Here is a 22,000-nt window from a genome sequence, read left to right on the forward strand (position 1 = left end):
GTCAGTGGACCCCTTGCTTCTTAAGCGCGTCGGCGATCTTCTCCAGCGTGTTGCGCATCGCCTTCTGCTCGTCGGACTGTGCCTCGACCCAGTCGCGCATGATCTGCTGCTCGGAGCGCATGTTCTTGACCAGTCCGGAAATGCCGTCCGCCAGGTTGGCCATGGCGGTGGCAACGCGCGGGTTGGAGCCGCCGCCGTTCTCCTGCAGGCTGCGCAGCCGTTCCGACAACAGGCGGATTTCCTCCGACGGCTCGGCGCGGGCCTGGTCGGAGACCACGATGTCGGACGACAGGTCGGTGACCGAGGACAGCCAGTTTTCGAGCTCGGTGTAGAAGCGGGTCTGGGCGCGGCCGGCCTGCAGGTCGAGGAAGCCGAGCACCAGCGAACCCGAGAGACCGAACAGCGAGGACGAGAAGGCCGTGCCCATGCCGGCGAGCGGCGCAGACAGGCCCTGCTTCAGCGCGTCGAGCACGGCGGCGGCATCGCCGCTGCCGGGGTCGAGCGCCTCGATGGTCTCGCGGATCGAGGCGATGGTGTTGAGCAGGCCCCAGAAGGTGCCGAGCAGGCCGAGGAACACCAAGAGCCCGACGAGATAGCGCGAGGTGTCGCGGCTTTCATCGAGGCGGGTGGCGATGGAATCGAGCATGGTGCGCATCGAAGAGGTCGAGAAGGCGATCGTCGATGAACGGCCGATCATCGCCTTCATCGGCGCCAAAAGCACCGGCTCGGTTGTCTCGGAGCCGGCGCGGAAGGAATTGACCCAGCGCACTTCCCTGAACAGCCGGCCGACCTGGGTGAAGGCGAGCAGGATGCCGACGACAAGCACGCCGATGATCAGCCCGTTGAGGCCGGGATTGCTGGAGAAGGCGGTCGAGATCTGGCGGGTGAGGATGGCGGCGATGAAGGCTACGATGATCAGGAAGATCACCATGGTGAGCAGGAAGACCTGCGGGCTCGACAGTTTGTGCGGATCGTAGACCAGGACATCCGAGCGCCTGCCGAAGGATCTGAGAAAAGCCATCCGTGCCCCGTTTCCGATGCCACCCGCCGCAGAATTGCCGCGACTCTAAACGGAATTGTGACCAAATTGAATGGCGCTTGGCAATATCGCCGCCAGCAAGGTTTAGAACCTACTGATGACCAGGCAGTCGACCATGGCGGCCAGATGCAGCCCGGCGCCGGTGACGACGAAGCCGTGCCAGACGGCATTGTGGAAGCGCAGGCCTTTCCAGGCGAAGAAGATGACGCCGCAGGAATAGACGATGCCGCCGGCAATGAGCAGCACGACGGAGGTCGTCGGCAGCGTCTCCACCAGCGGCCCGGCCAGCACCACGCCGCTCCAGCCGATCGCGAGGTAGAAGACGATCGCCAGCCGGTCGTAGCGTCCGGGCAGGAACATCTTGATCGCGATGCCCGCCGCCGCCGCGCTCCACACGATGACGATCATGGGCAGGGCAAGCGGCGAAGTGTTCAGCTGGGCCAGGAAAGGCGTATATGTGGCGGCGATCAGGAGATAGATCGCGGCATGGTCTAAGCGGCGCAGGATCCACTTCGCCGGCCACGATATCGGCCACAAATTGTAGGCCAGCGACACCGACAGCACGGTGAGCAACGACACCACGTAGAAGACGGCGGCGACATATTCGCCCGGGCCGGAACGGAAGGCAGCGAGCGCCAGGAAGGCAGAACCGGCCGCGATCGCCAGCACGATGCCGACGGCATGGACGATGCCATCGGCGATCATCTCGCCGCGCGAATAGTGCCAGCGACCCACAAAAGGGACTTCGATCTGAGTCCCGATTTCGAGATGGGACTTTGCGCGTGCGTCGTTCATGGTTGGTCCTTGAAGCCCTATCTGGGCAGTCGTGGACCAGTATTTCAAGCTTCGGTTGCGGTTTTGCGACTGCGGCGCTTCAGCGCGCCGGGCTCGCCGGTGCCACTTCTCAACGGGACGGGAGCGGCTTCTTCACGGTCTTGAGCAGCGCCCGCTGGATGACCTCGTTGCCGGCGACGACCGAGCCGCGCTCCAGCATTTCCTGTCCGCCCTCGAAGTCGGAGACGAAGCCGCCCGCCTCGCGGATCAACAGCAGGCCGGCGGCGATATCCCAGGCGGAGAGGCCTACTTCCCAAAACCCGTCCATGCGGCCGGCCGCGACATAGGCGAGGTCGAGCGAAGCGGAGCCGAGACGGCGAACGCCGGAGACTTCGGCCATGACGTTACGCAATTCGATCAGGAAATTGCCGTGCTGGCCGCGCCCGAGATGCGGCACGCCGCAGCCGATCACGGCATCGGTGAGCTTGCCGCGCCCGGCAACGCGCAGCCGGCGATCGTTCATGAAGGCGCCGCCGCCGCGCTCGGCGGTATAGAGCTCGTCCATGGCCGGATTGTAGACGACGCCGGCGACGATCTGGCCCTGGCGCTCGAGCGCGATCGAGACCGCGAAGAGCGGGATGCCATGCAGGAAGTTGGTGGTGCCGTCGAGCGGGTCGACGATCCAGCGATGCTGGCCGTCCTCGCCTTCGACGGCGCCGCGCTCCTCCATCAGGAAGGCGTAGCCCGGCCGCGCCTTCGACAGCTCGGCAAAGACAATCTCTTCAGCCTTGCGGTCGGCCTGGCTGACATAGTCGCCAGGTCCCTTCATCGAGACCTGCAGGTTCTGCACCTCGCCGAAATCGCGCGACAGGGAGCGGCCGGCCTTCATCGCGGCCTGGACCATGACATTGAGGAGAGCGGAGCGCGCCATTTTTTCTTCCTGCTTCTTGGCCGTTTAGTCTGCGCGGCGCACGTAAGTGATCTCGTTGGTGTCGACGACGATCCGCTCGCCGGCCGAGATGAAGGGCGGCACCAGCACGCGGACGCCGTTTTCCAGCACCGCAGGCTTGTAGGAGGAGGCCGCCGTCTGGCCCTTCACCACCGGGTCGGCCTCGGTGATGGCCAGCGTCACCTGGTCGGGCAGCGAGATGCCGATCGGCCGTTCCTCATAGAGTTGGACCGTCACCATCATGCCGTCCTGCAGGAAAGCGGCGCGTTCGCCGACAAAATCCTTCGGCAGCTCGAGCTGCTCGTAGCTCTCGGTGTCCATAAACACCAGCGCGTCGCCCTGCTCGTAGAGGAAGGAAAAATCGTTCAGGTCGAGCCGGATCTGCTCGACGGTCTCGGCCGAGCGGAAGCGCTCGTTGAGCTTGGTGCCGTTGATCAGGTTCTTCAGCTCGACCTGGTTGTAGGCGCCGCCCTTGCCGGGCTTCACGGTGTTGGTCTTGACCGCCACCCACAGGCCGCCATCGTGCTCGATGACATAGCCGGGACGGATTTCGCTGCCACTGATCTTGGCCATGTTGAACTGATCCGGAATGAGATTTTTTCGCGCGGAGCGCGCTTTGGCGCCTCCAAGACCACAAATCGCATTGAGTGGCAAGGGAGGGCGGCAAGGGAGCATCGGATCGGCGCGGCGCCGCCAGCCGAGGTCAGCCCTCGATATCGATGACCTTGCCGACGGCCTCGGCGATGGCGGCGGCGACCTTTTCCAGACGGTTGAGATGAGGCGAGCACAACGCCACCACCGGCATGGAAAGGTCGAGATCACCGACATCGACAAGCTCGACATCGTCGGGCAGTACCCGCGCCGCCAGCCGCAGCGGTACAAGCCCGAGACCATGCCCCCGGCGCACCCATTCCATCTGCATGGTAGGGTCTTGGATCTCGGCGGCAACAAGCAGGCGCTGCCGGTCGCCCAAGGCGGACCGAAGTCTCTGGCGCGCGTCGCAAGGCTCGGGGCTCAGCACCCAGGGCATGTCTGCGAGCACAGAGTGCCTTGGATCTGAGGCAAGGCCGGCGCGCGCCAAGATGCCAAGACGTTCCGTGCCGACGATGTCACTGTCTTGATCACCGGTCGCCCGCAACACGATCGCCATGTCGAGCTGGCCGCGCCCGAACTGTTCGATCAATTCGGCGCTCCAGGCAGTCCGCAGACGCAAAGAGACTTTTGGATATGCGGCGGCCGCGCCGGCAATGGCGCTCGCTACACTGGCGTCGGACAAGCCGTGCGCCAGGCCGACGCGCAACACGCCCTGCGGCTCGGCATCCGACGCGAAGGATTTCAGCGCTTCCACCGAGGCCAGGATGTCCTTGGCGCGCGCCAGCACTTCCAATCCTGCCGCTGTCAGGCATGGCGGTTTCTGCCGGCGGTCGAGCAGCGTCGTGCCGAGCATGTCCTCCAGCCGCTGCATCTGGCGCGTCACTGCCGGCTGCGTCAGCGGCAGCCGCGACGCCACTTTCTGGATCGAGCCTTCCTCGGCGAAAAGGACAAGGGTGCGTAATTCCTCTAGCATGCGGATGTTCTCAATGCATAATAATTGTGAATATTATGAATTTGAAATCCGATGTCGCGCAAGCGATTTCTCTTCCGACGCACTCAGCGAAGGAAAACCAAATGCGCACGATCGAATTGCAAGCTCCCGGCGGCATTGAAAACCTCAGGATGGTCGAACGGCCGATGCCGAAGCCGGGTCGTCAGGAAATCATCATCAGGGTCAAAGCGAGCGCGCTCAACTACCGCGACGTCGAGATCGTGCGCGGCAGCTATCACACGATTTTCGCCCTGCCGCTGGTGCCGCTTTCCGATGGTGTCGGCGAGGTGGTGGCCGCCGGCGCGGAGGTCAGCCGGTTCAAGGTCGGCGACCGCGTATGCGGCACGTTCTGGCAGCGCTGGGTGGGCGGCAGCTTCGTCATGGCCGAGGCTTCCTACCAACGTGGCGGCCCGATCGACGGGATGCTCAGCGAATTGGCTCGGCTGGATGAGCAGGCCGCGGTTCTTGCTCCTTCTCATCTTAGCGACATCGAGGCAGCGACGCTGGCCTGCGCCGGCGTGACCGCCTGGCATGCGCTGTTCACCGAAGGCAATCTGAGGCCTGGTGAGACTGTGCTCAGCCTTGGCACCGGCGGCGTGTCGCTGTTTGCCGTGCAATTTGCCAAGGCAGCCGGCGCCCGCGTCATCGTCACCTCGAGCAGCGACGAGAAGCTTGCCCGAGCCAAGGAACTCGGCGCGCATGACGGCGTCAACTATAGCAACAACCCGGATTGGGGGTCGGCTGTGCTGGAGCTGACCGATGGGCGCGGCGCCGATCATATCATCGAAGTGGGCGGCCCGCAGAGTTTCGCGCAGTCGCTCAAGGCAGCGGCGCGCTGCGCGCAGATCAACGTCATCGGCTATCTCGGCGGCAGCGAAGGGGCGATCAATCCGCTCGACATCTTCCGTCGCCAGGTGAGGGCGCGCGGCATACCGGTCGGCTCACGCGAATCCTTCGAGGCGATGAACCGGGCGATTGCGGTCAATGGCCTGCGGCCGGTGATCGACAGGGTGTTTCCCTGGCAAGAGGCGGCGGACGCGCTTCGGTACCTCGAGCACGGCTCGCCTTTCGGCAAGGTGGTGCTCGATCACACGCTATAAGGCGGTGTTAAGGCAGCCGGTTCGCCTTCTGCAGCGCCTGCTTGGTCTGGCCGTCGTCGAGGCCCTGCAGGAAATCGTCCATCTGCGGGTCGATCAGTCCGGCGCGGCGGGCGACGATATACCAGGCTCCGGCCAGGATCAGGTCCGGGTCGGTGCCGATGCCGCCCATATAGAGCTTGGCGAGGCGGTTCTGGGCGGCGACGTTGCCGCCCTCGGCCGCCCGCTTCATCCAGGCGAAGCCCGATTTCAGATCGCGCCCGCCGCCGCGCCCCTCGATCATCCAAGCGGCGAGATCGATCTGCGCGGTGTCGTAGTTCTGCCGGGCGGCCTGCGCCAACAGGACGCGTGCCTTGGCGTCGTCGCGCAGCTTGCCGCCCGCGCCGTTGGCGTAGAGTTGCGCCATCGCGTATTCGGCGTCGGCAAGGCCGGTGCCGGCGGCGCGTTCATAGTAGACGGCCGCCTTGCCAAGGCCGGCATCGCCCGGATCCTGCTGGACGAGCAATTGCGCGAAGTTGAACTGGGCCAGGCGGTTGCCTGCCTCGGCGGCGGCCTGCATCAGCGCATAGGCTTCCTTGTCGTCCTTCTTCACATAACGGCCGTCGAGCAGCATCAGCGCATACTGGAACTGCGCTTCCGGCACGCCCTGCTCGGCGGCGAGCCCATACCATTTCGCGGCCTCTGCCGCGTTGAGCGGAACGCCCAGCCCGCGCGACAGGATCTCGGCGACCAGCGTCTGGGCCGCGGGGTCGCCGTTCTTGGCCCGGACCATGGCAAGGTTGTAGGCGGTCTTATAGAGCCCGCGCTGGAAGGCGCCGTAGGCGGCGTCCGGCGGCTTGGCGCCGAAGCGATCGGGATTGACGGTATCGGCCGATGGCGGTTGAAGCGTTGCCGGCTGCGGCAGCTGTGTTTCGATCGGCTTGTCGGCATGGACCGCGCCGGCATTCGGGGCGCCAGTATTCGGGGCGCTTGTAACAGGGGCGACCGTATTGGGAGCGCCCGTATTGGGAGGGCTTGTGTTTGGCGCGCTCGTGCCCGGTGTGCTCGTGTCCGGCCTGGGCTGCGGCACCGGCACGGTTTCCGTGCCCGCCGCCGCGGCCGCCTGGATCGTCAAGGCAGCGGCCAAGACCGTGAAGGAAAGCCGGGACCAGCGCACGTCAGTCCTCGAAGCGCGGCGCGGTTTCGTCGAGCAGCGCGTTGGCGGCGGCGATCGCCGCGCGCGGATCGAGTCCCTCGGCGAAGACGGCGCTGGAGAGCGCCACGAATTCGGCTCCTGTGGCCGCTACAGTCTCCACCGAGGCGAGCTCGGACCCGGCCATCACGATGCAGGGGATCTGGATCATCTGCGCCCACCATTCGCCGAGCGAGAGGTTGCGTGGATGCGGCTCCGGCTTGTTGTCGTAACCGAAGCGGCCGAAGAACATGTAGTCGGGCCGCTCCTCGCCGAGGCCCAGCGCCTCGTCGCGGGTCTTGGCGCCGCCGGCGCCGACCGTCATCTTGTCTGCCAGGCGCTCGATCGTCTCGGCGAGCTCCCGGCGGTTTGCCTCGACATGGATGCCGTCGGCGTGGACGCGGCCGGCGATGCGGCTGTCGCCGGCGATGATGACGGCGATGCCGGCGGCTTGAGCGACCGGCACGATCTTCTCCGCGAAGGCCTGGAAGGCGGCATCGTCCATGCCGTTGTCAGGCAGGATCAGCGAGGCGATATCGCCACCGTCGAACGCCGCGCAGATGTGCTCGGCCGTCGCAAGCGGCGGCGCGATCAGCACGATGCGGCAGCGGTTGGGCGGCGTTGCTTCATTCATCGGTCTTCGATCCCGGTTCTCGCCTATGCCGGGCGAAGATGGTTGCATTGCGGCATAGAGCAAAGCGCCTGGCTTGAACAGGAGGCCTGCGAAGATAGCCGCCGAAATGCATCGCGACAGCGGCGGCTTGCGCCAATTTCGGGGACTGGCAGACGGCCTGTGGAAACCCAGTGGAAGCCCCCGATGGAAGTCCCCAGTGGAAGCCAATGAGACGTCCGCTAGGTTGGCAAACGAAAGCACGGAAAGAGCATGGCGCAAAACATCTACGATCAGGCTGATTTCTTCGAAGGCTACAGCCGCCTCGGCCGTTCGGTGGAAGGTCTGGATGGCGCGCCCGAGTGGCCGGCGTTGCGCGCCATGCTGCCGGAAGTCGATGGTGCGCGCATTGTCGATCTGGGCTGCGGCTTCGGCTGGTTCTGCCGCTGGGCGCGCGCGCAAGGAGCCAGGGAGGTTCTCGGCCTCGACCTGTCGGAGAAGATGCTTGCCCGGGCGCGCGCCGCCGGCGCCGACGACGCCATCACCTATGAGCGGGGCGACCTCGACGAGCTCAGCCTGCCGAAGGCGTGCTTCGACCTCGCCTACAGCTCGCTTGCCCTGCACTATGTCGGCGATGTCGCGCGGCTGTTCGCGACGCTCCATCAGGCTCTGGTTCCCGGCGGGTCCTTCGTCTTCTCCACGGAGCACCCGATCTACATGGCCCCGGCCAATCCGGGCTGGTCCGTCGATGCCGCGGGCAAAAAGACTTGGCCCGTCGATCGGTATCTGATCGAGGGGCCGCGCACGACCGACTGGTTGACCAGGGGTGTGGTGAAGCATCACCGCACCATCGGCACCACGCTCAACCGCCTGATCAAGGCCGGCTTCACCATCGGACATGTGGAGGAATTCTGTCCGACGGATGCGCAGATCGCCGCCAGGCCGGAACTGGCCGAAGAGCTCGAGCGGCCGATGTTCCTCCTTGTTCAGGCGAGGCGATGAAGGCCCTGCGGCGGGTTAGAGGTCCAGCTTGTAGCCGATATGGCTGGCCTTGAAGCCGAGCCGTTCGTAGAAGCGGTGGGCGTCGAGCCGGCTCTTGTTGGTCGTCAACTGGACGACCCTGCAGCCGCGCTCGCGGCATTTCTCGATCGCCCATTCCAGCAGGCGCTGTCCCAGCCCTTCGCCGCGCCGGCTCGCCGCGACACGCACCGCCTCGATCTGGCCGCGCCAGGCGCCCCGCATCGACAGCCCTGGAAGAAAGCTGATCTGCAGAGTGCCGATGACCTCGGCGCCGTCCGTCATCACCGCCAGGAACTGGCTCGGGTTGCCGTCGATCGCCGCGAAGGCATCCTGATAGGCTTGCGCCAAAGGCACGCTCGCATTCTCGCGGGCGCGGCCAAGCGCGTCATCGGCGAGCATCGCGACGATCGCCGGGAGATCGGCTTTCTCCGCGCGTCGGATCTGGACTTCGCTCATTGTCAAAACCTCGGGCTGGGCCGGCGACTTTATGCATGGCCCCGCCGCTTGCCGCAAACCGGGAAGGCTGGGTTACGGACAGTTGATCTCGCCGGCCTGCCGACGGGGCGCATCGGCTATCGCGCTCTTCCGCTTTGTGGTCTATTGCAGGTTCTCCCGCCACCTCCAGCCGTTCCCATCCTATGTCAGGTCTGCTCAGCGATCCCTTGTTCTATGCCGCGGCCATTCCGGCGGTCATCCTCGTCGGCCTGTCGAAGGGCGGCTTCGGCGGCGCCGTCGGCTTCGTCGGCGTGCCGCCGATGGCGCTGGCCATTCCGCCGGTGCAGGCCGCAGCCATCCTGCTGCCGATCCTTTGCCTGATGGACATCGTTTCGGTGTGGACATGGTGGGGTGTCTATGACCGCAGGATGCTGATCGACATGATGCCGGGCGCTGTCATCGGCATCGGCCTGGGCTGGCTGACGGCGGCCCTGGTGACCGAGGAGATGGTGCGGCTGATCGTCGGCGCCGTCGCGCTGATCTTCGTCCTGCGCTGGATCTATCTGCAGTTCCGCCATGGCGCCCACCATGCGGCGGAGCCGAACCGAATCGCCGCGGCCTTCTGGGGCACGGTTGCCGGCTTCACCAGCTTCGTCGCCCATGTCGGCGGCCCGCCGTTCCAAGTCTACGCGCTGCCGGTCCGGCTCGACCCGAAGGTGCTGTCGGGGACGGCGGCGATCTTCTTCGCCGCCACCAATGCGCTGAAGCTCGTTCCCTATTTCGCGCTCGGCCAGTTCGACGCCACCAACCTCACCGCCTCGGCGGTGCTGATGCCGCTGGCGCCGCTTTCGACCATCGCCGGCGCCTGGCTGGTGCGCCGCATGCGGCCGGAAGTCTTTTATCCGTTCACCTACGCGACGGTGGCGGTGGTGGCGGTCAAGCTGCTCTGGGACGGTATCGCCGGACTTATGTAACAGATGGGGCGGCTCAGCAGCCGCCCCTGCAATCGCGGTCTCAGGCCGCGCTTGGCACCATCTGGCGGCCGCCGCCAAGGGCGAGCGCCGCGCCGGCCGCCACCACCAGCGTCATGCCGGCGAGGATGCCGATGTCGTGGAGCGTAGGCTTCAGCACCATGTCGGCGATGATCACCAGCATCACCGCATAGTCGAAACGCGCCCAGCTCATCATGCGCTGGCCGATGGCGAGAACCGCAGGCGTCACGCCTTCCTTGGCGACCATGGCGCCCATCCGCTCGCCGGTCGGCTTGAAGACGAGCATTCCGATCGAAAAGGTCGTCGCGTAGCCGGCGAGGCCGATGACGATCCATAACTCGGAAAAGCCGACCCAGAAGCCGCACATGATGAGGCCGAAGATCAGCGTGAGCATCGACATCGGCGCGAAGAAGCGGCCGCCGAGCTCACCGCTGGCGCGCATCGCCTGCAGCTTGTCCTCGATGTTGCCGGCACGCTCGGCAAGCATGCCGAGCAGGAAGAGGACGAAGCCGCCGCCGACCCACAGGATGGCCGAGACGACGTGAAGGAATTTGACGATCGAGTACCAGTCCATGGTGTGCTCCTGGATTTCTTGATTTGCGGCGGCGGCGATTGCGCCGACCGTTGAGAGGAGCCGGCGTTTAGCGCGGGGCGTGTTTCGGAACGATGTCGCGGCGGCGGCCAGCATGTTTCGGCGCTGCGATCAGCAGCCGAAAATCCGGTTTGCGCGCGTCGAGCAGACAGAGCTGACCCGTCCCGTTCCGGCACAGGAAGGCCCGTTCGGACAAAAATTCCGCCCGGCGTTAAGGCTTCATTAAGCTTTACAGGCGTTTACTACGACCATCCAGTTTGTCTGGATTCTTACCGAGTGGTTGGAGCCACTTTGTTTGACGCCTCCCTGTTAAACTCCTGAGAGCCGCCTTATCCGCGGCTCTTTTTTTGTCCGCCGGCGGAAGGCCAGGGGCGCGGCCCGGCGTTAACCGTTTGTTAAACATGCGCTTGCCTTCATGGGCATCGAAGCGCATTTTCAAGCCTCAGTCGTTTAAGGGTGCAGGACGTATCGGCAAGGATGCCGAATCGGCTTGCGGCAGTGCAGGGGCGTATCGATGACCGAGCCTTCGAAAGGCAGCGCGAAAACCATAAAACTCGCGGAACGCCGGGTTTTCTCCCAATCCTTCAAGCCGCTTTACCAGGAGGGCATGGGCCTGGTTGAACAGGCGGCCGAATATCTCGACGGCAAGGGCAGGCTCGAAGCCAAGAAGTTGTCGCGCACGGCGGCGACGCTCTATGCGGCCGAATCGATGCGGCTCACCACCAGGCTGATGCAGGTCGCTTCCTGGCTGCTTCTGCAGCGGGCGGCGAATTCCGGCGAGATGACCCGCGACCAGGTCGCTTCGGAGAAATCCAAGGTGCGGCTCGACACCGCTTCCGCGCATGACGAGGCGCTGGGCTGGAACGAGCTGCCGAAGGAATTCCTGGACCTGGTGAGCCGGTCGCTGCGTCTGCAGGCGCTGGTAAAGCGCATGGACGAAGAAATCTACGGCGGCGCCATGAACGACGCGCCGGCCGCCGGCCGCCGCGCCAACCCGGTTTCCGACCAGATTAGTCTGCTGAACACGGCCTTCGCACGCGGCTAACCGGCAGTTCCGCGCCGACGGGCGCAAAGCCGTTTCTGGTTTGTTCACAATTCGCTGGCATCGCCATGCGCCGAGGTTAGACTTGGCGCATGGGGGAAGTGATTCGCATCATCGGCATCGATCCGGGGCTGAGGCGCACCGGCTGGGGCATCGTCGAGAGTCTCGGCAATTCTTTGCGCTTCGTCGCATCCGGCACCGTGCGCTCCGACGACAAGGCATCGCTCGCGGTAAGGCTCTGCCAGTTGCATGACGGGTTGGCCGAGGTGCTGCATCAGGCCATGCCGCATGAAGCGGCGGTCGAGCAGACCTTCGTCAACAAGGATGCCACAGCGACGCTCAAGCTCGGCCAGGCCCGCGGCATCGCCATGCTGGTGCCGGCGCGCGCCGGGCTGGTTGTCGCCGAATATGCCCCCAACGCGGTCAAGAAAGCCGTGATCGGCGTCGGCCATGGCGAGAAGAAGCAGATCCACATGATGGTGAAGGTGCTAATGCCGAAGGCGGTGTTCGAGACCGATGACGCGGCCGACGCGCTGGCCATCGCCATCTGCCACGCGCATCACCGCCAGAGCGTCGCCTACCGGATGGCTGTTGTGGGATAGCCTGTTCTTGACTTGTTCGCGGCGAGGAAGTAAGTAAGTAATACCTACGAGGTATTACATGCGCGTGACCACCAAGGGGCAAGTGACGATCCCCAAGCAGATAAGGGACCATTTGGGAATTGGTCCCGGTTCCGAAGTCGAGTTCTTGGCAACGAACGATGGCGCTCGGCTTGTCGCCGTCAACGAAAACCTTTCGGAAGAGGAAGCGTCCCGCAGGTTCAGGGATACTCTCGCCAGCATGGTGGGGATCTTGAATCTCAAGGACATGACCGCCGATGAATATGTGGAATGGCTGAGGGGGCCGCGTGAAGATCTCGACGTTGATTGACACGAATGTGCTGATCGACGTCTGGGGGCCGGGCGGATCCTCGACGGAATGGTCGGCCAACGCCGTCGCCTCCTGTCGGCGCGAAGGCGCGTTGGTAGTAAACACAATAGTCTGGTCCGAACTTGCCCCGCTGATCGCGACGGAGGCGCAGCTTAAAAGAGCGGCCGACATGCTTGAGATCGACCGTGAGCTTGTGCCGTGGGAAGCGGCATTTGTGGCCGGTGTCGCGCACTCCCGTTACCGCCGCGCCGGCGGCGTTCGGGAGCGGACGCTGCCCGACTTTTTCATTGGCGCTCATGCCGCCGTTGCCGGGCACCGTCTTTTGACGCGCGACCCCGCTCGGTATCGTAGCTATTTTCCCGACCTCGAGATCATCTCTCCGGAAACGCACCCATGAAAGCCAGGACATGATCGGCAAGCTGAAAGGCACGCTGGATGAGATCGACGAGGATTCCTGCGTCGTGGACGTGCATGGCGTCGGCTATGTCGCCCATTGCTCGGCCCGCACACTAGCGTCGCTGCCGTCGCCTGGCGAAGCGGTGGTGCTGTTCATCGAGACCTACGTGCGCGAGGACATGATCCGGCTCTACGGGTTCCAGAGCGCGCTCGAGCGCGAATGGTTCCGCCTCTTGATGAACAATGTGCAGGGCGTCGGCGCCAAGGTGGCGCTGGCGGTGCTGTCGACGCTGGCGCCGGCCGACCTCGCCAATGCGATCGCGCTGCGCGACATCGCCATGGTTTCCCGCGCGCCGGGTGTCGGCAAGAAGGTGGCCGAGCGCATCGTCACCGAGTTGAAGAACAAGGCTCCGGCCTATGGCGGCCCCGGCAACGGCACGATCGGCCTCAGACAGGAGCTCGGCGAAGGCGTGGCGCCTGCGCCGATCACCGATGCCGTATCGGCGCTGGTCAATCTCGGCTATTCGCGCGACATCGCCGCCAACGCGGTTTCGGCAGCGCTGAAATCAGCCGGCGAGGGGGCGGATGCCTCGAAGCTGATCCGTTTCGGCCTGAAGGAGCTCGCGCGATGAGGTGATTGCTGGAAAAAGAAATTCCGACTATCATATAGATGGTAAGAAATTTTTCGGAAAGTAAGGAAATGGGTGCATTCGCCAGTCTCACGTCGAAGGGCCAGCTTACAATTCCAAAGGACGTTCGGGACGCGTTGTCGCTCAAGACCGGCGACATGATCGCCTGGACGGTTGTGGATGGCTATCTGGTCGGGACACCGCGCAATCTCGATTTTGCCGACCTCGCTGGATTTCTGGGCGATCCGCCCGGCGGCCCAGCCTCGCTGGAAGAGATTGACGCCGCAGTGCGGGATGCCGTCGGCCGACATGTAGTCGGTGACAAGCCTCGGGGTGGGCAAGAGGGCGGCGGCGAGTGACGTCGATAGGCATCGATACCAACGTTTTGCTTCGAATGGTGTTGAACGATGATGCGGAGCAAAGGGCAAGAGCCCTTGCGTTTGGCAAGGATCTCAACGAGGAAGAACCCGGCTTTGTGAGTTTGATCGTCCTGGTCGAATTCAGTTGGTCTCTGCTTTCGCGCTATAGGATGCCGAAAGAGCAGGTGCAGGCGGCAATCCAGAGGCTGCTGAAAGTCAAGACACTGGCTTTCGAGGATTTCGATGCCATCGTGGTCGCGCTCGAACGATCGAGTTCACCGCAGGTGGACTTTGCCGACGCACTGATCGCGGAGCACAATCGAAATCTGGGTTGCTCGCACTCTGTCACGTTCGATCAGCGCGCAGCAAAGTCAATTGTCGGCATGGAGCTGCTCGGATGAACCTTTCGCCCCGCCTCATTGCCCCAGACAAGCGCGGCGAGGATGCCGACCAGACCTTGCGGCCGCAGTCGCTCGACGAATTCGTCGGCCAAGCGGCGGTTCGCGCCAACCTCAAGGTCTTCGTCGACGCCGCCAAGAGCCGCGGCGAGGCGCTCGACCATGTGCTGTTCGTCGGCCCGCCCGGGCTCGGCAAGACGACGCTGGCGCAGATCATGGCGCGCGAGCTCGGGGTCAACTTCCGCTCGACCTCGGGGCCGGTCATCGCCAAGGCAGGCGATCTGGCCGCGCTGCTCACCAACCTCGAGGAGCGCGACGTGCTCTTCATCGATGAGATCCACCGGCTCAATCCGGCGGTGGAGGAGATCCTCTATCCGGCGATGGAGGATTTCCAGCTCGACCTGATCATCGGCGAGGGGCCTGCGGCGCGCTCGGTCAAGATCGATCTCGCCCGCTTCACGCTGGTCGCCGCGACGACCCGGCTCGGGCTTTTGACCAATCCGCTGCGCGACCGCTTCGGCATTCCGGTCAGGCTCAATTTCTACACGGTCGAGGAACTGGAGCAGATCGTGCGCCGCGGCGCCCGCATCCTCTCGATGCCGCTCGGCGACGACGGCGCGCTGGAGATCGCTCGCCGCGCCCGCGGCACGCCGCGCATCGCCGGCAGGCTCTTGCGCCGGGTGCGCGATTTCGCCTCCGTCGCCGGAGACGGCCATGTCGACAAGCGCATTGCCGACGAGGCTCTGACGAGGCTCGAAGTCGACGGGCTCGGCCTGGACGCGCTCGACCGCCGGTATCTCTCGATGATCGCCCGCAATTTCGGCGGCGGGCCGGTCGGCATCGAGACGATCGCGGCTGGGCTGTCGGAACCGCGCGACGCCATCGAGGACATTATCGAGCCCTATCTCATCCAGCAGGGCTTCATCCAGCGCACGCCGCGCGGCCGCGTGCTGACCGCCAATGCCTGGCGGCATCTCGGCCTCGACGCGCCGAAGGACCTCGCGCAGCAGCAGATTAGCCTGTTTCAGGAAGAGTAACGGACATTTGTTCGTCGGGCGCGCGTGGAACGGCCTGTCTGCGCAAATCTCCGTCGCTCCGCCAAGGTGAAGGCACAATTGCCGCGTCTAAGACAAGCTGGTTGATGGAATCCCAAGGGGCTTGGGCCAGCTGATGATCACCAGACGTGGCTTCCTGCGCCTCATCGGCGGCTCGTTCCTGTCGATGGTGTCGCTCAGCGCCTATGCGGTCGGTGTCGAGCCGATGCTTTTGACGCATGTGAAGCGCTACACCCTGACGCCGCCGCACTGGCCGCCCGGGCTAAAGCTCCGTATGGTCGCACTTGCCGACATCCACGCCTGCCATCCCTGGATGACGCCGGAGCGGATCGCCTCGCTGGTCGAAAAGACAAATGCCTTGCAGCCGGACCTGATCGTGCTCCTTGGCGACTATGTCGACGGAATGCGCCTGGTGACGGCCGACGTGTCCGCACCGGATTGGGCCTCCGCTCTTTCAGGGCTGAAGGCACCGCTCGGCGTGATCTCGATCCTCGGCAATCACGACTGGTGGCACGACCACGCAGCGCAGCGGGCCGAAGCCGGGCCGACGGCCGCGCGCAAGGCACTGGAGAGCGTCGGCATCCCGGTGCTGGAAAACGACGTCGTGCGGCTGGAGAAAGACGGGCACGGCTTCTGGATCGCCGGACTTGCCGACCAGCTGGCGATCCGGCCAAGCAAAGCCCTGGGCCGTCATGGCTTCAAGGGCCTGGACGATCTCGGCGGCACGCTCGCCAAGGTCAGCGACAGCGCGCCCGTCATCCTGCTCGCGCATGAGCCGGACATCTTCCCGAAAGTCCCGTGGCGGGTTTCCCTGACGCTGTCCGGCCACACCCATGGCGGGCAGGTGCGGGTGTTCGGCTATTCGCCGGTGGTGCCGTCCGAGTTCGGCAACCGCTACGCCTATGGCCATGTTGTCGAGAACGACCGCAACCTGATCGTTTCCGGCGGGCTCGGCTTCAGCATCGTGCCGGTGCGCTTTGGTGTGCGGCCCGAAATCCTGCAGATCGATTTGGGCTAGGCCGCCTAGCGAAGCGATCTGATCGCGTCCATCACGTTGGGCTCGGCCTTGTCGCCGTCGAAGGCACCGACGATGCCGAAGGCGCCGCCATAGCCCCATACCGACCAGGAGAAGCCATGCGCCTCGGCGCGCGCGATCATGTCCCTGACATAGGCGGCGCGGTATTCGGCAGGCATCACATAGGCATTGCCATATTCCTGGCGGATCATGCCGAATTCACCCAGCGTGATGTCTTGCGGCTTGATGCCGTTGGCTTTCGCCCAGTCCTCGACGGTCTTGAACGGCGCATCCATCTGGCCAACGAGCTTGTCGGGGCTGTCCATGCTGGCGACCTGCTCGTCGAGATAGGCAAGCATGCTGCTGCGGCGCGTCCATGGCGCCTCGGCCTTGATCCGGTCGCGGATCGTCTCCAGCGCCACATCGAGCCGAGCGCGCGGCACCGCGGTCAAAGGATAGGGAAGGCCGGTGACGTAGCGGATGAAGTCACCGGCCCAGGTCGCGCCCTGATGCGTCAGAAGGAACGGGTCGTAGGAGTGGAAAGTCCAGATGATGTTGTCGTCGGGTATCGCCTTCGGGTCGATCTTCGCCAGCGAGGCCGCGTTCGAATAGCAGCCGCCGGTGAGGATGAGTGTCAACCAGGTGGCGGAAGATCGCGCCGCCGCGAACAATTTCTTCTGGCGGTCCGGCCAGAGGTTCGTGCCGTTCTCGCCGCAATCGACGATCGGCTCGTTCATCAGCTCGAAGGCGACCCGGCCTGGGTCTTCTTGCGACAGCGTATGCGCCATCTTGCGCACGACCTCGACATAGGCGTCGAAGGTTGCGGGATCGTCCATCACCTCGCCCATGCCGATCTTGCGGCTGCCGCCGGCCGGGATGAGATGCAGGTCGACGATCACTTTCAGCCCGGCGCGGTTGATCATGCGCGCCGAGTCCAGCACACTGGCGTAGAGGTCGTCGCGCAGCGCAAGCGTCTCGCCGGACAGGAAGGGCGAGGGATCGACCGGCATGCGCAGGAAATCGAAACCGACATCCTTCAGCGCCTTGAGGTCATCCTCCTTCAGGAATTTGCGCCATTCCGGATAGGGCAGGATGGCGTCCGGGTCGTTCCATTTCTCCTCGCCGGTCCAGGTCGTCCACTGGTCGAGATTGAGGCCGCGCTTCATCGAGAACGTCGCCGCCTGGCACGGCAATGCCAGGGCGGCGAGCGCGAGCAGCGCCGCGATCGAGGTCTTGATCATCGAGCCCAACAGTGCCATCCGGTTCCCGCGCAGTGCGTGTCGCCCAAAAGCATGCAGCGGTTTTGGGATAACGACATGCACGAAAGAAATTGCCTAAAGTCCATCGGGCTTTAGGTGCCCGTTCGGGCCAGAAAAGGAAAGCGCAATGGACGATCGTGGTGAATCCGCGGCACTCAGCGCCGGGCTTTCCGGAGCGCTGACGGAATTCGGCCATCGCCTGATGGCCCGGGTCTACTATGCCGACACCGATTTCTCCGGCGTCGTCTATCACGCGCGCTATCTGGAATTCCTCGAGCGCGGCCGCTCGGATTACCTGCGGTTAGCCGGTGTCCATCACACTGAGCTTCTGGATGGCAAGCATGGCGAGCGCATCGTCTGGGTAGTCAGACGCATGGAGATCGACTTCCGCACACCGGCGCGCATGGACGACATCCTCACCATCGATACGCGCACCGAGGACATTTCGGGCGCCCGCATCTTCATGGCGCAGCAATTGAAGCGCGGCGGCGAAGTGCTGGTCGAGGCGAAGGTCGAAGCCGCGATCATCGGCGAGAACGGCCGGCCGAGGCGGTTTCCCAAGGAATGGATCGCCGCCTTTATGCCGAAGGCAAGCGATTGATCTCGGGACACTAACCGGACGGCTGCAGGCATAGGGCTTGCCGGCGGGGCGCGGCAATGCGCCGCGCTTCATATCCTAACCCATCCTTAACCATAACGGTTCATGAAGGAATTGGTGAAGATCGGCGCAATTCGTGCGCCTTCCTTTCACCAATATTTGCCCTGAAAAGGCCGCGAAACGGTGCATTCGGGGCTTATCCCGCAAGCTTCAAGCTTCGCGCGATCGGACCAAAGGGATGCCCATGGGCCAGCCGCCAGCGATGCCCGGAAAATCTTAAGGACGTAGTCATGGAAAACATTGCACTCGCCGACCCGGGCGCGCATTTGTCGATATGGGCCTTGTTCATGCAGGCCGGCTGGGTGGTCAAGCTGGTCATGATCGGCCTGCTTTGCGCCTCGATCTGGACCTGGGCGATCATCATCGACAAGCTCGTCGCCTATAGCCGCATGCGGCTGGCGCTCAACCGCTTCGAGCAGGTGTTCTGGTCGGGGCAGTCGCTCGAAGACCTCTATCGCACGCTGTCAGACCGCAAGACCACCGGCATGGGCGCGATCTTCGTCGCCGCCATGCGCGAATGGAAAAAGAGTTTTGAAAAGGGCGCAAAATCGGCGCTGGCGCTGCAGACGCGCATCGACAAGGCGATGGACCTGGCGCTGACGCGCGAGATGGAAAGGCTGGAAGGACGCCTCGGCTTCCTCGCCACCACGGGCTCGGCCGCACCCTTCATCGGCCTTTTCGGCACCGTCATCGGCATCATGACATCTTTCCAGGCGATTGCCGCCTCGAAGAACACCAGCCTGTCGGTCGTGGCGCCCGGCATTGCGGAAGCGCTGCTCGCGACGGCCATCGGCCTGCTCGCGGCCATTCCCGCGGTCATCGCCTACAACAAGCTGTCGTCGGATGCGAACAAGATCGCGGTGCGCATGGAAGGGTTCGCGGACGAGTTCTCCGCCATACTCTCGCGCCAAATCGATGAAAAAGTCGCGCAGAAGGCCTGAGGTACGATCATGGGGATGTCTGCTGCTAGCGCAGGTGGCATAGGGCGAGGCGGACGCGGCCACAGGCGCCGTGGCCGCCATCATGGCCTGATGTCGGAAATAAACGTCACGCCGATGGTCGACGTGATGCTGGTGCTTTTGATCATCTTCATGGTCGCGGCGCCGCTGCTCACCGTCGGCGTGCCGATCGACCTGCCGGACACACAGGCCAAGGCGATGAATGTCGACACGCAGCCGATCACCGTGTCGATCAACGCGACCGGCCAGATCTACCTGCAGGAAACCGAGATCCCGATCGAGGAGCTGGTGGCGAAGCTGCAGGCGATCTCGAAGACGGGTTACGACGAGCGCATCTTTATCCGCGGCGACAAGTCGACGGACTACGGCACCGCAATGAAGGTCATGGCCCGCATTTCGGCGGCTGGCTACAAGAACATCGGCCTGGTTTCGCTGCAGGAACAGGACCAGTAGACGAAAAATGAGGACCGGCCTCACCACATCGGTCATCTTGCATGCGGTGGCGTTGGCCTTCGGGCTGTTCACGCTGTCCTCGCCGCCTGCGATGCCGGCCAGCGACGTGGAGTCGGTGGCGGTCGACATCGTGCCGATGGAGGCCATCGCGCAGACGCTGCAGGGCGACAAGAAAGCGGTCATGCATGAGAAGCCGGCGCCGCTGCCGACCAAACGCCCGGATATCGTTCCCGATGCCCAGAAGGTCGGCGAGAACAGCGTCGACACCGACAAGCCGGTGACGGACGAGGCAAAGCCGAAGCCGGTCGAGAAGACGTCCGCGCCGCCGCCGGCGCCGACGCCGACCGAAAAGCCCGCCGCCGAGGACGTGCCGAAGCCGCAGGAAAAACCGAAGCCGGTGCCTGCGACCGAAGTGGCGCCGACGCCGGCGCCGAAGGAAGAGGTCAAGCCCGAGCCGGTCAAGCAGACGGATCCCAAGCCGACGCCGGCCAAGGAGCCGACCCCCGCGCCGCCGAAGGACACGACCGCCGCCATCCAGAAGGAAGAGGTGAAGCCGGACGCCGTCGCCGAGGCGATCGCCAAGGAACAGCCGACCGACGAGGCCAAGCTTCCGGACTCCGCTCCGGCACCCGAGGCGCGGCCGAAGCCGCAGCCGGCTCCGGCCGAGAGCGCCAAGGCGCCGGAACGCAAGGACGCGGAAAAGCCGGTCAAGGAGGCCTCCTCGAAGCCGAAGTCGGATGAGAAGCAGTTCAACGCCGACGAGATTTCCGCGCTGCTCGACAAGCAGAAGCCGTCCGGCGGCGGCGCCAAGCGCTCGACGCAGCAGTCGTCGCTCGGCGGCGAGAAGGACCAGGGTCAGAAGCTTTCCAAGTCCGAGCAAGGCGCGCTGGAAAATCAGCTCAGCGGTTGCTGGACCTTGCCTGTCGGATTGGAAGGTTCGGAGAACTTCGTCGTCGTGGTCCGGTTCAATCTCGATACCAACGGCAAGCTCGACGGCCGTCCGTCGGTCGAGCAGTCGAGCGGCAATCGGCAGTTCGACGAAAGCGCCGTGCGCGCGGTTCAAAAATGCGATGTGGCCGGCCTGCAGGTTCCTGCCGGCAAGCAGGACATCTGGAACGACATCCGGGTCACCTTCGACCCAAGGGAGATGCTTGGCCTCTAGGGCCGGGCATCCGAGCCATCAAAGAAGAGAAGCGAGAAGACATGAGATCTTTCCTCAAGCCGCTCCTGACGATTGCAGCCATGGCGCTGGGTATGACGGCCGGCGCCACCTTGCCGGCCTGGGCGCTCGTCGAGCTCAACGTCAACAAGGGCAATGTCGAGCCGCTGCCGATCGCTATCACGGATTTCCAGTCCGGCGATGCGCTCGGCGCGCAGATCACGGAGATCGTCACCGCCGACCTGAAGCGCTCCGGCCTGTTCGCGCCGATCGACAAGAGCGCTTTCATCGAGAAGATCTCGGGCCCGGACGCCACGCCGCGCTTCGACGACTGGAAGGTGATCAATGCGCAGGCGCTGGTGACGGGCAGCGTCGGCAAGGAGGCCGACGGCCGTATCCGCGCCCAATACCGGCTGTGGGACACGTTTGCCGGCCAGCAGATGGCGGGCGAGCAGTTCTTCGCCAATGATGCCAACACCAGGCGCGTCGCCCATATCATCGCCGATGCGATCTATGAACGGCTCACGGGCGAGAAGGGCTACTTCGACACGCGCGTCGTCTTCGTCGATGAATCCGGCGCCAAGAACGCGCGCAAGAAGCGGCTCGCCATCATGGACCAGGACGGCGCCAATGTGCGCTACCTGTCGGACGGCCGCTCCATCGTGCTGACGCCGCGCTTCTCGCCGAACCGGCAGGAAATCACCTACATGTCCTATGAGAGCGGACAGCCGAAGGTCTATCTGCTGCAGATCGAGACCGGACAGCGCGAGTTGGTCGGCAACTTTCCCGGCATGACGTTTGCGCCACGCTTCTCGCCCGACGGCCAGAAGGTGATCATGAGCCTGCTGCGCGACGACGGCAACTCCAACATCTTCGCCATGGATCTGAGAAGCCGCACGACCACGCGGCTCACCAATTCGGTCGCCATCGACACCTCGCCGTCCTATTCGCCGGACGGCTCGCAGGTCGTCTTCACCTCCGACCGCGGCGGCGGCAGCGGCCGTTCGCAGATCTACGTCATGGGCGCCGACGGCTCCAACCCGCACCGCATCTCCTTCGGCGACGGCGTCTATTCGACGCCGGTATGGTCGCCGCGCGGCGACCTCATCGCCTTCACCAAGCAGAGCGGCGGCGAATTCCAGATCGGCGTCATGAAGACCGACGGTTCGGGCGAGCGCATCCTGTCCTCCGGCTTCCAGCAGGAGGGGCCGACCTGGGCGCCGAACGGCCGCGTGCTGATGTTCTTCCGCGACTCCGCCGGCGGGCCGAAGCTGGTCACGGTCGATCTCACCGGCCGCAACGAGCAGCAGATCCCGACGTCGAACTTCGCCTCGGATCCGGCCTGGTCGCCGTTGCTGGAGTGAGGGGAAGTGGGGAATTGAAGAACTGAGGAATTGAAGAACTGAAGAAGCGGGCCGAAATCC

At 64.4% G+C, this 22,000-nt stretch carries 27 protein-coding genes; 17 read left to right on the forward strand and 10 right to left on the reverse strand.

All coding sequences use genetic code 11. The features are described from left to right. Window position 1: 1 nt before the first annotated feature. The 5 genes from AU465_RS08355 to AU465_RS08375 form a co-directional block, all read right to left on the reverse strand. Window positions 2-1,021 carry a MotA/TolQ/ExbB proton channel family protein gene (locus AU465_RS08355; RefSeq protein ID WP_192245757.1) on the reverse strand — a complete coding sequence of 340 codons (1,020 nt, stop codon included), beginning with the start codon at window positions 1,019-1,021 and terminating at the stop codon, window positions 2-4. A 102-nt stretch (window positions 1,022-1,123) separates the two neighbouring features. After that, on the reverse strand, window positions 1,124-1,834 hold the full coding sequence (gene trhA / locus AU465_RS08360) for a PAQR family membrane homeostasis protein TrhA (RefSeq protein WP_192245759.1): 711 nt from the start codon (window positions 1,832-1,834) through the stop codon (window positions 1,124-1,126). Between the two features lie 109 nt (window positions 1,835-1,943). Continuing rightward, complete coding sequence (locus AU465_RS08365; protein WP_192245761.1) at window positions 1,944-2,744, reverse strand: inositol monophosphatase family protein; 801 nt, start codon at window positions 2,742-2,744, stop codon at window positions 1,944-1,946. 24 nt (window positions 2,745-2,768) lie between these two features. Then, window positions 2,769-3,335: an elongation factor P gene (efp, locus tag AU465_RS08370; RefSeq protein WP_192245763.1), complete on the reverse strand. Its 567-nt coding sequence runs from the start codon at window positions 3,333-3,335 to the stop codon at window positions 2,769-2,771. A gap of 130 nt (window positions 3,336-3,465) precedes the next feature. Then, on the reverse strand, window positions 3,466-4,329 hold the full coding sequence (locus tag AU465_RS08375) for a LysR family transcriptional regulator (RefSeq protein WP_192245765.1): 864 nt from the start codon (window positions 4,327-4,329) through the stop codon (window positions 3,466-3,468). A 101-nt stretch (window positions 4,330-4,430) separates the two neighbouring features. On the opposite strand from AU465_RS08375, the gene AU465_RS08380 reads away from it, so the two are divergent. Beyond that, a complete protein-coding gene (locus AU465_RS08380) occupies window positions 4,431-5,447 on the forward strand; it encodes a zinc-dependent alcohol dehydrogenase family protein (RefSeq protein ID WP_192245767.1) in 1,017 nt (338 codons plus the stop codon). Between the two features lie 7 nt (window positions 5,448-5,454). Here the strand turns inward: AU465_RS08380 and AU465_RS08385 are convergent, their stop codons facing one another. Both AU465_RS08385 and AU465_RS08390 read right to left on the reverse strand, forming a co-directional pair. Continuing rightward, a complete protein-coding gene (locus AU465_RS08385) occupies window positions 5,455-6,600 on the reverse strand; it encodes a tetratricopeptide repeat protein (protein WP_312891225.1) in 1,146 nt (381 codons plus the stop codon). Between the two features lies 1 nt (window position 6,601). Then, the gene (locus tag AU465_RS08390; RefSeq protein WP_192245769.1) at window positions 6,602-7,249 is read right to left on the reverse strand and encodes a thiamine phosphate synthase; all 648 of its coding nucleotides are present in this window, start codon (window positions 7,247-7,249) and stop codon (window positions 6,602-6,604) included. A gap of 249 nt (window positions 7,250-7,498) precedes the next feature. On the opposite strand from AU465_RS08390, the gene AU465_RS08395 reads away from it, so the two are divergent. Further along, on the forward strand, window positions 7,499-8,227 hold the full coding sequence (locus AU465_RS08395; protein WP_192245771.1) for a class I SAM-dependent methyltransferase: 729 nt from the start codon (window positions 7,499-7,501) through the stop codon (window positions 8,225-8,227). A gap of 15 nt (window positions 8,228-8,242) precedes the next feature. Here AU465_RS08395 and AU465_RS08400 read toward each other — a convergent pair whose 3' ends face one another. Further along, a complete protein-coding gene (locus tag AU465_RS08400) occupies window positions 8,243-8,701 on the reverse strand; it encodes a GNAT family N-acetyltransferase (RefSeq protein WP_192245773.1) in 459 nt (152 codons plus the stop codon). A gap of 182 nt (window positions 8,702-8,883) precedes the next feature. Here AU465_RS08400 and AU465_RS08405 point away from each other — a divergent pair, with 182 nt between their 5' ends. After that, on the forward strand, window positions 8,884-9,654 hold the full coding sequence (locus AU465_RS08405) for a sulfite exporter TauE/SafE family protein (RefSeq protein ID WP_192245775.1): 771 nt from the start codon (window positions 8,884-8,886) through the stop codon (window positions 9,652-9,654). Between the two features lie 40 nt (window positions 9,655-9,694). Here the strand turns inward: AU465_RS08405 and AU465_RS08410 are convergent, their stop codons facing one another. Continuing rightward, window positions 9,695-10,246 carry a DUF2269 family protein gene (locus AU465_RS08410; protein ID WP_192245777.1) on the reverse strand — a complete coding sequence of 184 codons (552 nt, stop codon included), beginning with the start codon at window positions 10,244-10,246 and terminating at the stop codon, window positions 9,695-9,697. Between the two features lie 532 nt (window positions 10,247-10,778). Between AU465_RS08410 and rcdA the strand changes: the two genes are divergently transcribed. The 9 genes from rcdA to AU465_RS08455 all read left to right on the forward strand — a co-directional run bounded on the left by rcdA (window position 10,779) and on the right by AU465_RS08455 (window position 16,091). Next, window positions 10,779-11,309 (forward strand): protease adaptor protein RcdA, encoded by a 531-nt coding sequence (gene rcdA / locus AU465_RS08415; protein ID WP_192245779.1) that lies wholly within the window; start codon window positions 10,779-10,781, stop codon window positions 11,307-11,309. Window positions 11,310-11,398: 89 nt separating this feature from the next. Continuing rightward, complete coding sequence (gene ruvC, locus AU465_RS08420) at window positions 11,399-11,908, forward strand: crossover junction endodeoxyribonuclease RuvC (protein ID WP_192245781.1); 510 nt, start codon at window positions 11,399-11,401, stop codon at window positions 11,906-11,908. A gap of 58 nt (window positions 11,909-11,966) precedes the next feature. Then, on the forward strand, window positions 11,967-12,236 hold the full coding sequence (locus AU465_RS08425; protein WP_192245783.1) for an AbrB/MazE/SpoVT family DNA-binding domain-containing protein: 270 nt from the start codon (window positions 11,967-11,969) through the stop codon (window positions 12,234-12,236). Further along, the gene (locus AU465_RS08430) at window positions 12,214-12,633 is read left to right on the forward strand and encodes a type II toxin-antitoxin system VapC family toxin (protein ID WP_192245785.1); all 420 of its coding nucleotides are present in this window, start codon (window positions 12,214-12,216) and stop codon (window positions 12,631-12,633) included. The genes AU465_RS08425 and AU465_RS08430 overlap by 23 nt, the downstream gene beginning before the upstream one ends. A 10-nt stretch (window positions 12,634-12,643) precedes the next feature. Further along, window positions 12,644-13,264 (forward strand): Holliday junction branch migration protein RuvA, encoded by a 621-nt coding sequence (ruvA, locus tag AU465_RS08435; protein WP_192245787.1) that lies wholly within the window; start codon window positions 12,644-12,646, stop codon window positions 13,262-13,264. Between the two features lie 68 nt (window positions 13,265-13,332). Next, entirely contained in the window at window positions 13,333-13,620 is a 288-nt protein-coding gene (locus AU465_RS08440; RefSeq protein ID WP_192245789.1) for an AbrB/MazE/SpoVT family DNA-binding domain-containing protein, read from the forward strand. Further along, window positions 13,617-14,021, forward strand: a complete 405-nt coding sequence (locus tag AU465_RS08445) for a type II toxin-antitoxin system VapC family toxin (protein WP_192245791.1) — start codon at window positions 13,617-13,619, stop codon at window positions 14,019-14,021. Before AU465_RS08440 ends, AU465_RS08445 begins: the two co-directional genes overlap by 4 nt. Then, window positions 14,018-15,055, forward strand: coding sequence for a Holliday junction branch migration DNA helicase RuvB (gene ruvB / locus AU465_RS08450; RefSeq protein ID WP_192245793.1), 1,038 nt, complete (start codon window positions 14,018-14,020; stop codon window positions 15,053-15,055). Before AU465_RS08445 ends, ruvB begins: the two co-directional genes overlap by 4 nt. 133 nt (window positions 15,056-15,188) lie before the next feature. Next, the gene (locus AU465_RS08455; RefSeq protein WP_192245795.1) at window positions 15,189-16,091 is read left to right on the forward strand and encodes a metallophosphoesterase; all 903 of its coding nucleotides are present in this window, start codon (window positions 15,189-15,191) and stop codon (window positions 16,089-16,091) included. Between the two features lie 5 nt (window positions 16,092-16,096). Here AU465_RS08455 and AU465_RS08460 read toward each other — a convergent pair whose 3' ends face one another. Further along, window positions 16,097-17,347 carry a glycoside hydrolase family 5 protein gene (locus AU465_RS08460; RefSeq protein ID WP_192245797.1) on the reverse strand — a complete coding sequence of 417 codons (1,251 nt, stop codon included), beginning with the start codon at window positions 17,345-17,347 and terminating at the stop codon, window positions 16,097-16,099. Window positions 17,348-17,474: 127 nt separating this feature from the next. On the opposite strand from AU465_RS08460, the gene ybgC reads away from it, so the two are divergent. The 5 genes from ybgC to tolB all read left to right on the forward strand — a co-directional run bounded on the left by ybgC (window position 17,475) and on the right by tolB (window position 21,940). Next, on the forward strand, window positions 17,475-17,948 hold the full coding sequence (gene ybgC / locus AU465_RS08465; RefSeq protein ID WP_192245799.1) for a tol-pal system-associated acyl-CoA thioesterase: 474 nt from the start codon (window positions 17,475-17,477) through the stop codon (window positions 17,946-17,948). Window positions 17,949-18,235: 287 nt separating this feature from the next. After that, window positions 18,236-18,946 carry a protein TolQ gene (tolQ, locus tag AU465_RS08470; RefSeq protein WP_126097447.1) on the forward strand — a complete coding sequence of 237 codons (711 nt, stop codon included), beginning with the start codon at window positions 18,236-18,238 and terminating at the stop codon, window positions 18,944-18,946. Window positions 18,947-18,955: 9 nt separating this feature from the next. Continuing rightward, the gene (gene tolR / locus AU465_RS08475; protein WP_127857324.1) at window positions 18,956-19,417 is read left to right on the forward strand and encodes a protein TolR; all 462 of its coding nucleotides are present in this window, start codon (window positions 18,956-18,958) and stop codon (window positions 19,415-19,417) included. 7 nt (window positions 19,418-19,424) lie between these two features. Then, complete coding sequence (gene tolA, locus AU465_RS08480; protein ID WP_192245801.1) at window positions 19,425-20,579, forward strand: cell envelope integrity protein TolA; 1,155 nt, start codon at window positions 19,425-19,427, stop codon at window positions 20,577-20,579. Window positions 20,580-20,659: 80 nt separating this feature from the next. Then, entirely contained in the window at window positions 20,660-21,940 is a 1,281-nt protein-coding gene (gene tolB, locus AU465_RS08485; protein WP_246505927.1) for a Tol-Pal system beta propeller repeat protein TolB, read from the forward strand. The last annotated feature ends 60 nt before the right edge of the window (window positions 21,941-22,000 follow it).

Source organism: Mesorhizobium silamurunense (assembly GCF_014843905.1).
GTDB classification, from domain to species: Bacteria; Pseudomonadota; Alphaproteobacteria; order Rhizobiales; family Rhizobiaceae; genus Mesorhizobium; species Mesorhizobium silamurunense.